This window comes from Bradyrhizobium icense (assembly GCF_001693385.1).
Taxonomy (GTDB): Bacteria; Pseudomonadota; Alphaproteobacteria; order Rhizobiales; family Xanthobacteraceae; genus Bradyrhizobium; species Bradyrhizobium icense.
Genome location: NZ_CP016428.1, coordinates 6,536,290 through 6,550,480, shown reverse-complemented (window position 1 = coordinate 6,550,480; position 14,191 = coordinate 6,536,290). Strand labels below are relative to the sequence as shown.

The 14,191-nt window shown below is 63.5% G+C and carries 17 protein-coding genes and 1 pseudogene; 10 read left to right on the top strand and 8 right to left on the bottom strand.

All coding sequences use genetic code 11. The features are described from left to right. Positions 1-93: 93 nt before the first annotated feature. Positions 94-846: an SDR family NAD(P)-dependent oxidoreductase gene (locus tag LMTR13_RS30450; protein WP_065730989.1), complete on the bottom strand. Its 753-nt coding sequence runs from the start codon at positions 844-846 to the stop codon at positions 94-96. A gap of 112 nt (positions 847-958) precedes the next feature. Then, the gene (pdxH, locus tag LMTR13_RS30445; RefSeq protein ID WP_065730988.1) at positions 959-1,600 is read right to left on the bottom strand and encodes a pyridoxamine 5'-phosphate oxidase; all 642 of its coding nucleotides are present in this window, start codon (positions 1,598-1,600) and stop codon (positions 959-961) included. Positions 1,601-1,722: 122 nt separating this feature from the next. Between pdxH and LMTR13_RS30440 the strand changes: the two genes are divergently transcribed. Both LMTR13_RS30440 and LMTR13_RS30435 read left to right on the top strand, forming a co-directional pair. Beyond that, on the top strand, positions 1,723-2,130 hold the full coding sequence (locus LMTR13_RS30440) for an RT0821/Lpp0805 family surface protein (RefSeq protein WP_065730987.1): 408 nt from the start codon (positions 1,723-1,725) through the stop codon (positions 2,128-2,130). Positions 2,131-2,257: 127 nt separating this feature from the next. Further along, entirely contained in the window at positions 2,258-3,208 is a 951-nt protein-coding gene (locus tag LMTR13_RS30435) for a DnaJ C-terminal domain-containing protein (RefSeq protein ID WP_065730986.1), read from the top strand. Between the two features lie 409 nt (positions 3,209-3,617). Here the strand turns inward: LMTR13_RS30435 and LMTR13_RS30430 are convergent, their stop codons facing one another. Beyond that, complete coding sequence (locus tag LMTR13_RS30430; protein WP_065730985.1) at positions 3,618-4,388, bottom strand: anti-sigma factor family protein; 771 nt, start codon at positions 4,386-4,388, stop codon at positions 3,618-3,620. A gap of 67 nt (positions 4,389-4,455) precedes the next feature. After that, the gene (locus LMTR13_RS30425; protein WP_027537716.1) at positions 4,456-4,944 is read right to left on the bottom strand and encodes an RNA polymerase sigma factor; all 489 of its coding nucleotides are present in this window, start codon (positions 4,942-4,944) and stop codon (positions 4,456-4,458) included. Positions 4,945-5,130: 186 nt separating this feature from the next. On the opposite strand from LMTR13_RS30425, the gene fabI reads away from it, so the two are divergent. From fabI to LMTR13_RS30390, 7 genes and pseudogenes are all read left to right on the top strand, one after another. Further along, entirely contained in the window at positions 5,131-5,949 is an 819-nt protein-coding gene (gene fabI, locus LMTR13_RS30420; RefSeq protein WP_065730984.1) for an enoyl-ACP reductase FabI, read from the top strand. A 2-nt stretch (positions 5,950-5,951) separates the two neighbouring features. Then, on the top strand, positions 5,952-6,389 hold the full coding sequence (locus tag LMTR13_RS30415) for a hypothetical protein (RefSeq protein ID WP_065730983.1): 438 nt from the start codon (positions 5,952-5,954) through the stop codon (positions 6,387-6,389). A 4-nt stretch (positions 6,390-6,393) separates the two neighbouring features. Further along, the gene (locus LMTR13_RS30410) at positions 6,394-6,993 is read left to right on the top strand and encodes a histidine phosphatase family protein (protein ID WP_065730982.1); all 600 of its coding nucleotides are present in this window, start codon (positions 6,394-6,396) and stop codon (positions 6,991-6,993) included. A gap of 76 nt (positions 6,994-7,069) precedes the next feature. After that, positions 7,070-7,411 carry a type II toxin-antitoxin system TacA family antitoxin gene (locus LMTR13_RS30405; RefSeq protein ID WP_065733096.1) on the top strand — a complete coding sequence of 114 codons (342 nt, stop codon included), beginning with the start codon at positions 7,070-7,072 and terminating at the stop codon, positions 7,409-7,411. Next, positions 7,399-7,929: a GNAT family N-acetyltransferase gene (locus LMTR13_RS30400; protein ID WP_065730981.1), complete on the top strand. Its 531-nt coding sequence runs from the start codon at positions 7,399-7,401 to the stop codon at positions 7,927-7,929. The genes LMTR13_RS30405 and LMTR13_RS30400 overlap by 13 nt, the downstream gene beginning before the upstream one ends. Positions 7,930-8,133: 204 nt before the next feature. Further along, on the top strand, positions 8,134-9,219 hold the full coding sequence (aroC, locus tag LMTR13_RS30395; protein WP_065730980.1) for a chorismate synthase: 1,086 nt from the start codon (positions 8,134-8,136) through the stop codon (positions 9,217-9,219). 75 nt (positions 9,220-9,294) lie between these two features. Continuing rightward, positions 9,295-10,478: pseudogene (locus LMTR13_RS30390) on the top strand (adenylate/guanylate cyclase domain-containing protein). A 20-nt stretch (positions 10,479-10,498) separates the two neighbouring features. On the opposite strand, the gene clpS reads toward LMTR13_RS30390, so the two are convergent. Then, positions 10,499-10,804 (bottom strand): ATP-dependent Clp protease adapter ClpS, encoded by a 306-nt coding sequence (gene clpS, locus LMTR13_RS30385; protein WP_028346801.1) that lies wholly within the window; start codon positions 10,802-10,804, stop codon positions 10,499-10,501. 46 nt (positions 10,805-10,850) lie between these two features. After that, positions 10,851-11,009, bottom strand: a complete 159-nt coding sequence (locus LMTR13_RS41370) for a hypothetical protein (RefSeq protein WP_156795859.1) — start codon at positions 11,007-11,009, stop codon at positions 10,851-10,853. 143 nt (positions 11,010-11,152) lie between these two features. Between LMTR13_RS41370 and LMTR13_RS30380 the strand changes: the two genes are divergently transcribed. After that, positions 11,153-12,025, top strand: coding sequence for a DUF1194 domain-containing protein (locus tag LMTR13_RS30380; protein ID WP_065730979.1), 873 nt, complete (start codon positions 11,153-11,155; stop codon positions 12,023-12,025). A 199-nt stretch (positions 12,026-12,224) separates the two neighbouring features. On the opposite strand, the gene LMTR13_RS30375 is transcribed toward LMTR13_RS30380, so the two are convergent. After that, entirely contained in the window at positions 12,225-13,472 is a 1,248-nt protein-coding gene (locus LMTR13_RS30375) for a class I SAM-dependent RNA methyltransferase (protein ID WP_065730978.1), read from the bottom strand. Further along, the gene (locus tag LMTR13_RS30370; RefSeq protein ID WP_065733095.1) at positions 13,465-14,172 is read right to left on the bottom strand and encodes a TlyA family RNA methyltransferase; all 708 of its coding nucleotides are present in this window, start codon (positions 14,170-14,172) and stop codon (positions 13,465-13,467) included. Before LMTR13_RS30370 ends, LMTR13_RS30375 begins: the two co-directional genes overlap by 8 nt. Between the last annotated feature and the right edge of the window lie 19 nt (positions 14,173-14,191).

Below are 14,191 nucleotides of genomic sequence, written 5' to 3'. Positions count from 1 at the left end.
CGCATTCGCAAACGTCGACCTCATCCTGAGGAGCGCGCTCTTTGCGCGCGTCTCGAAGGATGGGCCACGACGCCTGTGCGATCGCGTCACGCCCTAAACGTGCTGACCGCCGTTGATGTGAATCTCGGCGCCGTTCACGTACGAACTGGTTTCCGTACACAACACGTAGATGATCTTCGCCACCTCGTCCGGCGTGCCGAGGCGATGCATCGGAATCTGCTGCTCGACGATCTTCTCGGTGCCCGGCGACAGGATCGAGGTGTCGATCTCGCCCGGCGCGATCGCGTTGACGCGAACGCCGACGCGACCGAAGTCGAACGCCATCTCGCGCGTCAGCGCGGCAAGCGCCGCCTTCGACGTCGCATAGGCTGCGCCCGCGAACGGGTGCACACGCGAGCCCGCGATCGAGGTGACGTTCACCACGGCGCCCCTGGCGTGTTTCAACTCCTCGATCAGGCCGCGCGCGATCATGATCGGCGCGAAGAAGTTGACGTGAAAGACGTGGCTCCAGGTCTCGATGTCGGTGTTCATGGTGCCGAGACGGCCGCCGTCCGGCGCCTTCGGCGAGATTGCCGCGTTGTTGACGAGCGCATGCAGTTCGTCGTTCTCGAGCCGCCTGCGGATCTCCGAAATCGCGCGCACGGTGTCGTCGTGGCTGCCGAGGTCGACCTCGATGTGGTCCTCAGGGCCTGCGCCCCACGGGCAGACTTCCGGGAAGGCGTGCCGCGAACAGGTGATGACGCGCCAGCCGGCCGAGGAGAACCGGATCGCGGTGGCATGACCGATGCCGCGGCTGGCACCGGTCAAGAGCAACGTGCGCCGCGGCGCGTTGGATGAAGAGGGCATAAGCGGTTCTCTCGTTGTCCGTCATGCACGGCCTCGTGCCGGCATCCACGTCTTGTTTGGTCACATAGAGGGACGTGGATGGCCGGGACAAGCCCTGCCACGACGGCGCGTCCTAGGGATAGAGCCGCACCTTGCTCCAGGCGTGTGCCGGCGCATCGCGGCGGAATTCGATGCGGTCGTGCAGGCGGTACGGTCGGTCGTGCCAGAATTCGAAACGCTGGGGCGTAATGCGCCAGCCGCTCCACCCCTGCGGGCGCGGCACTTCGCCGAGGACGTATCTGGCCGCGACCAGCGCGATCGCCTGCTCGAAGGCGAAGCGGCTCTCGAGCGGCTGCGACTGCTTGCTGGCCCAGGCGCCGATCTGCGCCTGCTTTGGACGCGTCGCGAAATAGGCGTCGGCTTCCTCATCCGTTACCGGCGATACGTTGCCGCGGATGCGCACCTGACGGCGCAGCGACTTCCAGTGAAATAGTAAAGCCGCCTTGGGATTTGCGGCGAGTTCGCGGCCCTTCTGGCTGGCGATGTGGCTGTAGAACACAAAACCATCCGCATCATAGCCCTTCATCAGCACCATCCGGACATCGGGCAGCCCGTCGCTGTCGACGGTCGCCAGCGCCATCGCGTTGGGATCGTTCGGCTCGGACTTCACGGCTTCTGCAAACCATTCGGCGAACAGCGCAAACGGTTCCTCGGCCGCGGTAAAATCACCCGATGTTAACGGTGTCGGGTGTTTGATGGAGGTCGTGTCCGTCATGTCAGGAGTCCCACTTGCGTACCCTCGCGTCCCAGAACGCGTTGCAGCCCCGATGCGGGCTCGCCCTATATAGGGCATGGGGACGCGTTGGCCTATCGGCGATCGGGCCGCGGGGCGCTGTAATGACGTTGATTTTGATCGGTCTCGGCTCGGGTGGCTGCAGCCTGTCGCGCCCGGATGCCTACGCCAGGACGGATGCCGCCGATGTTACGGGGGCGCTGGGCAAGCGACCGGCCTCCCCGCAGGTGCCGACCGAGAGCGATCTCGCCTTTGCCCGCACCGCCGCTTCCGACGTGCTGACCAGGGGCAACAAGGATTCCAGCCAGCCTTGGGAAAATCCGGAGACCGGCGCGCGCGGCTCGGTGACGCCACTGTCGCAGGCCTATTCTGCGGAAGACGGGCGCACCTGCCGGGATTTCCTGGCGAGCTACGTCAACGGCCGCTCGGAAAGCTGGCTGCAGGGCGCCGCCTGCAAGGCCGGCCATGGCCGATGGGAAATCCATACGATCAAGCCCTGGACGAGGGGATGATCCTCAAACCGCTTTTCAAGCGACCGGGAGTAGTTGCAAAAATGCAACTGGCTCCCCAGATGAAGCCAAAGCGGGCGAATTGCCCTAAGCTTCAAAGAACTGAATTTCCGTGAAGGAGACGTGACGGATGCGCGACCCCTATGAGGTCTTGGGGGTGACGCGGGGCGCCAGCGCTGCGGCGATCAAGAGTGCCTATCGCAAGCTCGCCAAGAAGCATCACCCGGACAACAACAAGAACGACCCGAAGGCGGCTGCCCGCTTTTCCGAGATCAATTCGGCCAACGAGATCATCGGCGACGAGGACAAGCGCAAGCAGTTCGACCGCGGCGAGATCGATGCCGAGGGCAAGCCGCGCTTCCAAGGTTTTCCCGGTGGCGGCCGCGCCGGCGGGCCCGGCGGCTTCGAGTCCTACAGCTTCCGCTCGGGCGGGAGTCCCGGCGGCATGGGCGGGGCCGGCTTTGAGGATATCCTCAACAGCATGTTCGGCGGCGCAGCCAGGAGCGGACGAGCCGGCGGCAGCCGGAGCTTTGAATTCGATACCGGCGGAATCGGCCTCGATCTCGATCTGAACGTCGCGATGACGGTATCGCTGGAAGAGTCCGTCAAGGGCGGGGAAAAGCGCGTCCGTCTGCCGACCGGCAAGGAGCTCAACGTCAGGATTCCCGCAGGCGTCACCGCCGGTCAGCAGATCCGGCTGAAGGGGCAGGGCGAAACCGCGCCGGGTCACCCGCCGGGTGATCTTCTGATTACCGTCAGCATCGCCCCGCATCCCCTCTTCAAGGTCGATGGCAGCGATTTGCGCCTGGAGCTGCCCATCACGCTCTATGAGGCGGTGCTGGGCGGCAAGGTCCGCGTGCCCACCCTGGGCAGCGCGGTCGAGCTCTCGATTCCGAAAAATACCTCGAGCGGCCGCACCTTCCGCCTCAAGGGCAAGGGCCTGCCCAAGCCCGGGGGAACCGGGGATCTGTTCGTCATCACCCGAATTATTTTGCCCGATGGGAACGATAGCGAGCTTGAGGCATTGATGCACAAGTGGCGCGATGGCCACACGTACAATCCACGCAGCGATTTCGGCTGATTCGGCCGGTTCGCGGCGGAGTTTTTACGTGGAATTTGGAGAGCGGGGTTCCGAGCAGGAGTTTCCCAAAAAACGCGCTTTCTTCCTGGAAACAAAGGGTTTCCCGGAAAAAGGGGCGGCCTCGAAAGGGGGACCAGCGCGGTACCAAACCCCGATCGAGGCCGCTTGCGCCGATCGGCGGATCGAACGCTACTCATTTTCGCGTGATCACCCGGTGCATTAGTGAGACGCACCGGTGTTCTGATTCCAGATTTTCGATGTCAGAATTTGGACAAGCGGCGCGGTGTTGCTTATCCGCCGCTCTTCACCCCGATAGATGCGCGCCCGATGACGGGCTCTGCGCAAGCCGGGAACACGCCTCCGATCGCACTGATCCCGGGGCTCGTTGCGTTCCACCGGGGGCTACGGGTTAGCCCTTCTTTTCCATCTGGTCGTAGACGGCTTGGGCGATCTGGGTGAGCCGGCCCCGGTCGGTTCCGGTGGAAACCACCGCATAGATGACCCCGTCATCGGCCCAGAACAGTGAACTCTCCTTGCCCTGCGCCGCGTATCGCATCTGCATCGCCCCGGCGGCTGACTTCGCAGTGTAGATCGTGAAGCGCTCGCCCGAGGCGCTCTCATACATCAGGAACGAGGCCGGCCCTACCGAACCCGGCAACAACCGTCCGCCGACCAGCTTCAACCCCGCACCCGTCAGTTCGGGTGCGCGGACGATCCAGCCGCAGCGCTTGGTTAGCCATTGCTGCAGATGGCTACGTTCGCTGCCTGGCACTTCGACGGGATGGCGGACTTCGACGACATAGAGCCGGTGCGCCTCGATCGCATCCATCGTAAAATTCTGCAATGCCGACGGCGCAGCAGCCGCGCCGCGTGCCAGCCAGCCAACGCTGCCGCCGATCACAAACGCCGCCAGCGTGGCTGCCACCGCGCCGTACACCCATTTGCGCGGTTGCCGCACCAGCCGTTCGATATCGAGCCGTTTCGGCACCGCCTCGTCGATGACCGAATCGTACCTGGCATGCAGCGCTTCCGCCATCGTGCGCCACGACTGCACCCGCACGGCATCGTCGGGATGCGAGGCGAGCCACGCTTCGACGTCGCCACGGCGTTCCGCCGGCAGCTCGTCGTCGACGTAAGCATGCAGCTCGTCTTCGGTGACGGGGATATTGCGATCGATCATTGTCTTCGTCTCTGCCTATTCCTGATCAGCCTATGCGTAACGCGCTTCATGCACCCTTTTGGCGTCTTCATTTCACCCGCCGCAGCGCCGCGCGCTCGCCCTCGAGCGACGCCTTGACATGGGCGCGTGCGCGGGCAAGCCGGGACATTACGGTGCCGATCGGCACGCCCTGGATGTCGGCGACCTCGCGGTAGCTAAGCCCTTCCAGCATCACCAGCAGCAGCACCGAGCGCTGCTCTTCCACCAGCGTGGCCAGCGCGCGCGCAATGTCGCGGCCCTCCGCCTCGGTGCCGCTGGCGTCCGGATTGTTGTCGAGCAGCGGCATAAACTGCGGCCGCCGTGCCAGCGACCGACGCCGGTTCTTGTTCAAATTGGTCAGGATCGTATACAGCCAGCTCCTGACATCGCCGCCGAGAAACAGCCGCTCGGAACGCAATGCGCGCACCAGCGTGTCCTGCACCAGATCGTCGGCGATGTCGGCATCGCGCGCGAGCGCGCGTGCATAGCGGCGGAGCGCCGGAATCATGGCCTCGACACTTTGACGAAACGCGCTCATCAGCACCAGTTTGCAAGAGTTGCAGGAGGCGCGAACGCCTTACCCAACATAACACCCAATTGACGCGTCTATTCCAGCCATGGAGCCGCACCGGAAACCGCGTTATCCGAGCGACGGATTTGGGCTCGACCGCGCGAGAGTGCTGGTGTACCTCCAAAGGCGGACGGAAGCGCGATTGGAAAGCGGATGTCGCAAAAGTCAGGTCTGATGCAGGGCAAGCGCGGGGTGATCCTCGGCGTTGCCAACAACCGCTCGATTGCCTGGGGCATCGCCAAGGCATGCCGCGACGCCGGCGCGGAAATCGCGCTCACCTGGCAGGGCGATGCGTTGAAGAAACGCGTCGAACCGCTGGCCAAGGAGCTGAACGGCCTCCTGCTGGGCCATTGCGACGTCACCGATGCCGCGACGATAGATGCGGTGTTCGATGTGCTCGGCGAAAAGTGGGGCAAGATCGATTTCGTGGTCCATGCGATTGCCTTCTCCGACAAGGACCAGCTCGATGGCCGCTATCTGGAGACGACGCAGGACAATTTCACCAAGAGCATGCTGATCTCCTGCTACTCACTGACCGCGATCGCGCAGCGGGCCGAGAAGCTCATGACCGATGGCGGCTCGATCCTGACGCTGACCTATTACGGCGCCCAGAAATGGATGCCGCATTACAACGTCATGGGCGTCGCCAAAGCCGCGCTCGAAGCCAGCGTGCGCTATCTCGCCGCTGACCTTGGCGAGAAGAACATCCGCGTCAACGCGATCTCGGCCGGGCCGATCAAGACGCTGGCCGCCTCCGGTATCGGCGACTTTCGCTACATTTTGAGGTGGAACGAGCACAACGCGCCGCTGCGTCGCAACGTGAGCATCGAAGAAGTCGGCGACAGCGCGCTGTATCTGTTGTCGGACCTGTCGCGCGGCGTCACCGGCGAGGTCCATCACGTCGATTCCGGCTATCACGTCGTCGGCATGAAGCGCCCTGAGGCGCCGGATATCAGCCTCGCCCAGGACTGAAAATGAGCCCCGACAACGCAAGGCAATGGGTCGAGCCTGTTCTGCAGCTGTTGTTCGATGCCCGGGAGATCGAGGCGCTCGCCGCGATTCGCTTGGAGCTGGGTCAATCGACGACAGAGAAGTTGCGTTTCAATACTTCGAAGGGGAAGACCGAAGAGCTGAGAGACCGGACTCGGTTGGCCAATCTTTTTACCCTGTCGGAGTTTCTATTAGACGAAGAGCTGTGGGATAAAGCCGTCACGGCCTATGCTTGGACGATCAAGCTTTCGGAAGATTTGGATGAACCCTTTTTTCTCGAAAGTTCGCGCTTTTGCAAAGCGTTCTGTCACAAGATGTTGGGTCAGCGACGCGAACTGCTGAAAGAGAAGGAAATGATTTCGGCCGATAAGACCTTTTTTGTTGGGGACAGAATGGTCTTGTCTGTCAAAGACCTCGATTAGTCCGATGCCAGCGCCCGTGATCTACTATATCCGCCATGGCGAGACGTCGTGGAACGCGGAAGGCAGGCTGCAGGGCGCGCAGGACATTCCACTGAACGACCTTGGCCGCAAGCAGGCGGCCCACGCCGGCAACATCCTCGCCGAGCTTCTCGCGCACGATGGCCGCGACACGTCCGCGCTGCCGTTCGTTGCAAGCCCGCTTTCCCGCGCGCGGGCGACGATGGAGTTGGTGCGCGGCGCCATGAAACTGCCGCCGGAGAGTTATTCGCTCGACGATCGCCTGCGTGAGATCGGCTACGGCGTCTGGGAGGGCTCGACGCTGGCCGAGATGCAGGCCGCCGACCCTGTGCTCTATGCCAAGCGGTTGACGGCGAAGTGGACGATGGCGCCGGAAGGCGGCGAGACCTATGCGGAGGTGCAGGACCGGATGCGCGACTGGTACGATTCCTTGCGTGCAGACACGGTCGCGGTGGCCCATGGAGGCACCGCACGGGCGCTGATGGTGGCGCTCGGTATCGAGACGCCGCAGAGCGCCGCCGACCTCGTGATCGAGCAGGGCGCGGTCTATGTGTTCCGCGACGGGGATCTGCGGAAATATAGCTAAATATAGTTAGAGTCTTCGTCTTTCGGCGAATTCCGTCTGTATTGACATCGTGGATACAAAAGCGCATCTTTCTGCGATGGCAAAGGACCGCTCCTCATTCTCGGAAGGCCCGGAAAATGCGACCGTTGCTGTAGCGGAGCGCTCGCCCATTGTGGATACGAAGGGCAGCATTAATCTGCGCATCGAGGCCAATACAAGACAACTTATCGACGACGCAGCAGCGATCCTTGGCAAGACGCGTACGGAGTTCATGATCGAGACTGCCCGTCGGCAAGCGATTGACGTGGTGCTCGACCAGCGCCTGTTCGTGCTCAATTCCGAACGTTACGACGTCTTCGTGCACGCGCTCGATAATCCCCCTGCGCCGGGACCGAAGCTGCGGTCGCTGTTGCGCAGGGTGCCGGTATGGCGGAAGTAGAGGGCGTATCGGAGCGCGCCGAACGCGGATTGTCGGCCCCCGTTCCCTTGACTGTCGAGCATGACCTTTCGGGCTTCGACTGCGGCGAAGCTGCATTGAACGACTGGCTGAGGCACCGTGCCTTGAAGAACGAAAGCCGTTTTTCCCGGACCTATGTCGTGTGCGAGGGCAACCGGGTGGTCGCTTATTTCTGCATCTCGGCCGGGGCGGTGGAGCGCGCGGCGGCGCCGGGCAAGGTGCGGCGCAATGCGCCCGATACGATTCCGGTATCGGTCATCGGGAGATTGGCGGTCAGCCGCGATCACGCAGGTAAGGGGCTCGGTGCGGACCTCCTATCGGACGCGCTTCGCCGTATCGCGGTCGCATCACAGAGCATCGGCATTGGGGCGGTGCTGGTGCATGCGAAGGATGAGACAGCGAAGCGCTTCTACACCCGATGCGCCGAGTTCATCGAGTATCCAGAGGACAGCCGCACGCTGTTTCTCCCCATCGAAACCGTAGTTGCGGCCTTCAGCTAGTTTCGGAAAGAGCGGCGCAAGGTTGGGACCCGGAAATCACGTTTCTCGGGGCCAATGAGAAAGCGAAGGAGGAAGGCTGAGGGCGAAGAAGCAGCGATAGCATCCTTTCGGACGGCCGTACCCGGCCATTACGGGCGCGAGCCTATTTGACCCAATGCTTTCCCCGCGTTACCACACGCTCAATCCAGAGATTTCGAGCTCCAGATGTCCCACAACACCTTCGGCCATCTCTTCCGCGTCACGACCTTCGGCGAAAGCCATGGGGTCGCGATCGGCTGCGTGGTCGACGGCTGCCCGCCGCTGATCCCGCTGACATCAGAGGACATCCAGCACGATCTCGACCGCCGCCGTCCGGGACAGTCGCGCTTCACCACCCAGCGCCAGGAGCCGGATGCGGTCAAGATCCTGTCCGGCGTGATGGCGCATCCGGAAACCGGCATGCAGGTGACGACGGGAACGCCGATCGCGCTCCTGATCGAGAACACCGACCAGCGCTCCAAGGACTATTCGGAGATCAAAGACAAGTTTCGCCCGGGGCACGCCGACTTCACCTATGAAGCCAAATACGGCCTGCGCGATTATCGCGGCGGCGGCCGTTCATCGGCGCGCGAGACCGCAACGCGCGTCGCGGCCGGCGCCATCGCGCGAAAAATCCTGGCCGAAGTCAAGGTGCGCGGCGCGCTGGTGCAGATGGGCCCGCACAAGATCGACCGCGACAAGTGGGACTGGGACGAGATCGCGCGCAATCCGTTCTTTTGTCCGGACAAGGACAAGGCCGCCTTCTTCGAGCAGTATCTGGACGGCATCCGCAAGAGCGGCTCCTCGATCGGCGCGGTTATCGAGGTGGTCGCCGAAGGCGTGCCGCCGGGATGGGGTGCGCCGATCTACGCCAAGCTGGATGCCGATCTCGCGGCGGCCATGATGAGCATCAATGCGGTAAAGGGCGTCGAGATCGGCGCCGGCTTCGGCGCCGCGGAACTGTCCGGCGAGCAAAACGCCGACGAGATGCGGACCGGCAATAATGGCACGCGCTTTCTGTCCAACCATGCCGGCGGCGTACTCGGCGGCATCTCGACCGGCCAGCCGGTGGTGGTGCGCTTTGCGGTGAAGCCGACGTCCTCGATCCTGTCGCCACGCAAGACGGTGGATCGCGCCGGCGCCGATACCGACATCATGACCAAGGGCCGCCACGACCCCTGCGTGGGTATCCGCGCGGTGCCGGTCGGCGAGGCCATGATGGCCTGCGTGCTGGCCGATCATTTCCTGCGCCACCGCGGACAGGTCGGCTGACCCCGGGCGCTTCTCAACGTCAAGCGTTCTTGTTAGCTTGACGCGCGCTGAACTTGCACGGCAAATACCGGCGTGATGAATGCACCGGAACTGCAGAAGCTGACGGACTGGCTGATCGACGGCGGCCGAACCGCGACCAGCCCGACCCGATTTATGGCCGAGTGCTGTGAACGGATGGTCGGGGCAGGGCTGCCGCTGTGGCGCGTCGGCGTCTTCGTTCGCACCCTGCATCCCGAAATCTACGGGCTCAGCTTTATCTGGAAGCCGGACTCGGAGGTCGAGGTCGGCTCCGTCGATTACAATATCCTGCAGTCACAGGATTTTCACACCAGCCCCCTGATCATCGTGTTCCAGCGGGGACTGGAAGTTCGAGCCCGGCCAGATGATCCCCAGAGCAGGCGTTTTCCAATTATCGACGACCTTCGCGCTGAAGGCGTGACGGATTATGTCGCTCTGCCGCTGCCGTTCATTGGCGGCACGGTGAACGCATCGAGTTGGAGCACCAAGCAGCCGGGCGGGTTCACGGAGGAACAACTGGCGGCGCTGCGGAGCCTCGCGAAGCCACTGGCGCGGGTGGTCGAGATCCTCAGTTTGAAACGCATGGCCGCGAGCCTTTTGGACACCTATGTCGGCAACAGCGCCGGCGAGCGGATCATGGGCGGGCAAATTCGCCGCGGCCATACCGAGACGATGAATGCCGCGATCTGGCTGTCCGATCTGCGTGGCTTCACGGCGTTGTCGGACCGGCTGCCGGCCGAGACCGTCGTCGACATTCTGAACCAGTATTTTGATTGCCAGGTCGCCGCGATCAAGAAGCATGGCGGCGACGTGCTGAAATACATGGGCGACGGGCTGCTCGCGGTGTTTCCGATCGACGAATATGTCGGCGATGAGCAGCAGGTCTGCTCGCATGTGCTCGAAGCTGCGCACGAATCCCGCGCCAGCGTGGCCGAACTGAATTATCCGATCGGAGACGCGGTCGAACGTTTTCGTTTCGGCGTCGCGCTTCACGTGGGACGAATCTCTACGGCAATATCGGTGGCGGCAACCGGCTCGACTTCACCTGCATCGGGCCCGCGGTGAATCTGGCGGCACGGCTGGAAAAGATCGCCAGCCAGCTCCGTCGCACGGTCGTAGCGTCGGAGGGATTTGCCGGCATCTGCCGGGGAGGGTGGAGCGACCTCGGCGAGTTTCCGGTCGCCGGCTTCGCCAAGGCCGCGCGCGTCTACGGTCTCGCAGACGAGACGTCGGCGACGTAGCCCGGATGAAGCGCGGAGAATTACTCCTCCGGCTCGGTCGTGAACAGCAGCGGATAGCCCTTGGCGCGGCCGGCGTCTGTGGCGCGCGTCGCCTTGGTCTCGGCGACGTCCTTGGTGAACACGGCGACGACGCAGACGCCGCGGCGGTGCGCCGTTATCATCACCTTGTGGGCCTGGTCCTCGGTCATGCGGAATTCGGCCTTGAGCACCGTGACGACGAATTCGCGCGGCGTGTAGTCGTCATTGATCAGGATGACCTTGTGCAGGCGCGGCCGTTCGACCTTGGTTTTGACCTTGGTTTTTGGCGTGACGACGGTATCTGCCATTCCAGAAATCCCGAAGCGAGCGAATTGCGACGGGCCAGCCACGCGGCTACTTGGCGCGGCAATCCGCCAAGCGTTGCGCCATAGTCCGATCGCCGCGGCTGACGGCCGGCTCGATCAGTTTACAGGCTCCGGGCCGGTCCTGAAACCGGGCGTTTGCCGAGAGTTTCAGCTTGATCAGGGCTGCCATCGCGCCGGGTTCGGACATGCTATCGCTGCAGGGAACCGGCCGAGTTGTCCTGCTGTGAAAGAATCCCGATCTTAACCCGAATGTGAAGGACAAATGATTTCAGCGCTTTGCGTTGGCCGTTTTGCATGTCACCATTACTGACGTTCGACGGGAGGGCCGCAATGCGCTGGTATGTCTCGATCGGGGTCGTGCTTGTAGCCGGCATACTTGCCGGCGGCGACGTGGCAGGCGTTGCCGCGCCGAACCCAACGAACCGGCCGGGCCATCAATTGAACGCCGATAGCCACCCACTGGCCGACAAGGACGCCAATCCGACCGTCGACGTGGAACTCGTCCTTGCCGTCGACGTTTCCTATTCGATGGACATGGATGAACTGGCGCTGCAGCGGGAAGGCTACGCGCAGGCAATCCTCTCCAAGGAATTCTTGCAGGCACTCAAGAGCGGGCCGAACGGAAGGATCGCGATCACCTATTTCGAGTGGGCGGCATCCACTGACCAAAAGATCATCATTCCCTGGCGCGTGATCGACGGCCCGGAGACGGCTGACGCCGTCGCCAACGAGATCGTCAAGACCCCGATTCGCCGGGCGTCGCGCACCTCGATTTCGGGTGCGATCAACTTCGCCATGCCGCTGTTCGACGAGAGCCCGCATCGCGGCCTGCGGCGGGTGATCGATATCTCGGGCGATGGCCCCAACAACAACGGCGCGCCGGTCCTCATCGCGCGCGATGCCGCGCTGGAAAAGGGCATCGTCATCAACGGTCTGCCGATCATGGTGAAGGAACCATCTTACTCCACCATGGATATCGACAATCTCGATTTCTACTACGAGGATTGCGTCATCGGCGGACCCGGCTCGTTCGTGGTGACGATCAAGGACCGCGACAAGTTCAAGGAAGCGATTCGTACCAAGCTGCTGCTCGAGATCGCCGGCCGCACGCCCGAACGCCCGGTGGTGCCTGCAGCGGGCCGGGAGCCGCGCGTCAATTGCATGGTCGGCGAGAAGATCTGGCAGGACCGGTGGGGGAGGTGAATCCGGAATCAGGACCGTGCTTCACCCTCCCCTGGAGGGGGAGGGTCGCCGCGAAGCGGCGGGGTGGGGTGACGGTCCATCCTCTCGATCAGTGCCCGAGTGGAGAGATCACCCCACCCCGTCTCGCATTTCGCTACGCTCATGCGAGCCGACCCTCCCCCTCCAGGGACCCCTCCAGGGGAGGGTAAGCAAGAAGCGCCTATCGCCTGAACTGCGCCACCAATTCCACATGCGGCGTATGGCGGAACTGGTCGACTGGCGTGACGCCCTCGATCTTGTAGCCGCCATCGATCAAGATCTTCGCATCGCGCGCAAAGGTCGTGACATTGCACGAGACTGCAACCACCGTTGGCACCTTGCTTGCCGCGATCTGCCTCACCTGCGCTTGCGCGCCCTGACGTGGGGGATCGAATACGACCGTGTCGTAGTCGCGCAGTTCCTGCGGCATCAGCGGGCGACGAAACAGGTCGCGTGCCTCTGCATTGACCGGCTTCAGTCCTGAGGTGGACGTCGCAGCCTTCTGCAAGGCTGCTACCGCACCGGCATCGCCGTCAAAGGCGGTTACCCGCGACTTCGCTGCAAGCCGCAGCGCGAAGGGGCCGACGCCGCAGAAGAGATCGGCGATATTCTTGCTGCGTTTGCAATGTTCGGAGACGAGCGCCGCCAGCGCTTCCTCTCCTGCCACCGTGGCCTGCAGAAAGGAGCCGGGCGGCAGCGTGACCTGCGCGGCGCCGATCGAAATCACGGGCGGCGTTCGCATCAGCACCAGTTCGCCGTGGCGCGTCAGCCGCGCCAGCCGGTGTTGTTCGGCGATCCGCGAGAGCCGCGCGATCATGGCTGACGATACCGGGCCGGAGCCGCGCACATCGACGTCGAGGCCGCTATTGGTCGCGGTGATCTGGATGTCGAGCGGCTTGCCCATCGCGATCAACGGCTCGGCGACGGCCCAGGCGGCCTCGATCGCGCCGCTCAATTGCGGGTCGAGGATCGGGCAGCGGTCGATCGGAATGATGTCGTGCGAACCGGCCGCCGCATAGCCGACCTTGAGCACGTCGTGCGTGCCCATCCGTGCGTGCAGGGTGATACGCCGGCGGCCCGCACCATGAGCATCGACCAGCGTCGCGACGTCGCAATCGATTCCCGCTTGCGAAAGCGTCGTCACCACGAGCTCGCGCTTCCAGGCGCGATAGGGTTCGGCGTCCCAGTGCTGGATCGCGCAGCCGCCGCAAACGCCGAAATGCGGACAGAACGGCGCGATGCGCTCCAGGCTTGCAGCTTCGAGCTTGAGCAATCGCCGGCGGTCGGGATGGTGGCCGGGAACCGGACCGACCTCTATTGTTTCGCCGCCGAGCGTGTACGGCACATAGATGTTGTCGCCGCCTGATACGGCGACGCCGTCGCCATGATGGCCGACATGGTCGATGACGAGGCGTTCGCCCTCAGCCACGGCGCGCGCCCATGAAGAACTCGATATTGCCGTCGCCGCCTTTGATCGACGACGGAAACACCTGGATATCGGTGCAGCCGAGCGAGGCGGCAAACGCCGAGATGTCGTCGCAGATCGCCTGGTGCACCATCGCGTTGCGGATGATGCCGTGCTTGGAATGTTTCCGCTCTGCTTCGAACTGCGGCTTGATCAGCGCGAGCAGATGCATCGGGGCTGCGGCCAGGGACAGCGCCACCGGCAGCACCGCCTTCAAGGAAATGAAGCTGACGTCGATGACGACGACATCCGGCCGGGCGGGCAGGCGCTTGCCCTCGAACGTGCGTATGTCGGTTTCTTCCATCGACACGACTTTGGGATGGTTCTGCAGCGAGGGATGCAACTGGCCGTGCCCGACATCGATGGCGAAGACGAGGCTGGCGCCGTTCGCCAGCAGCACCTCGGTGAAGCCGCCGGTGGAGGCGCCGACGTCGAGGCAGACGTGATCCTCGATCTCGATCGGATACTGCTCCAGCGCGCCGGCGAGCTTGACGCCGCCGCGTGAGACGTAAGGGTGGGCGGGCTGAGCGGACAATTCGGCATTGCCGGCGATCATCTCCGATGCCTTCAACACAGGCCTGCCATCGGCCGTCACGCCGCCGGCGTCGATCGCGGCGCGCGCGCGAGCGCGGCTCTCGAACAGGCCACGCTCGACCAGCAGCATGTCCACGCGCTTGCGGGGA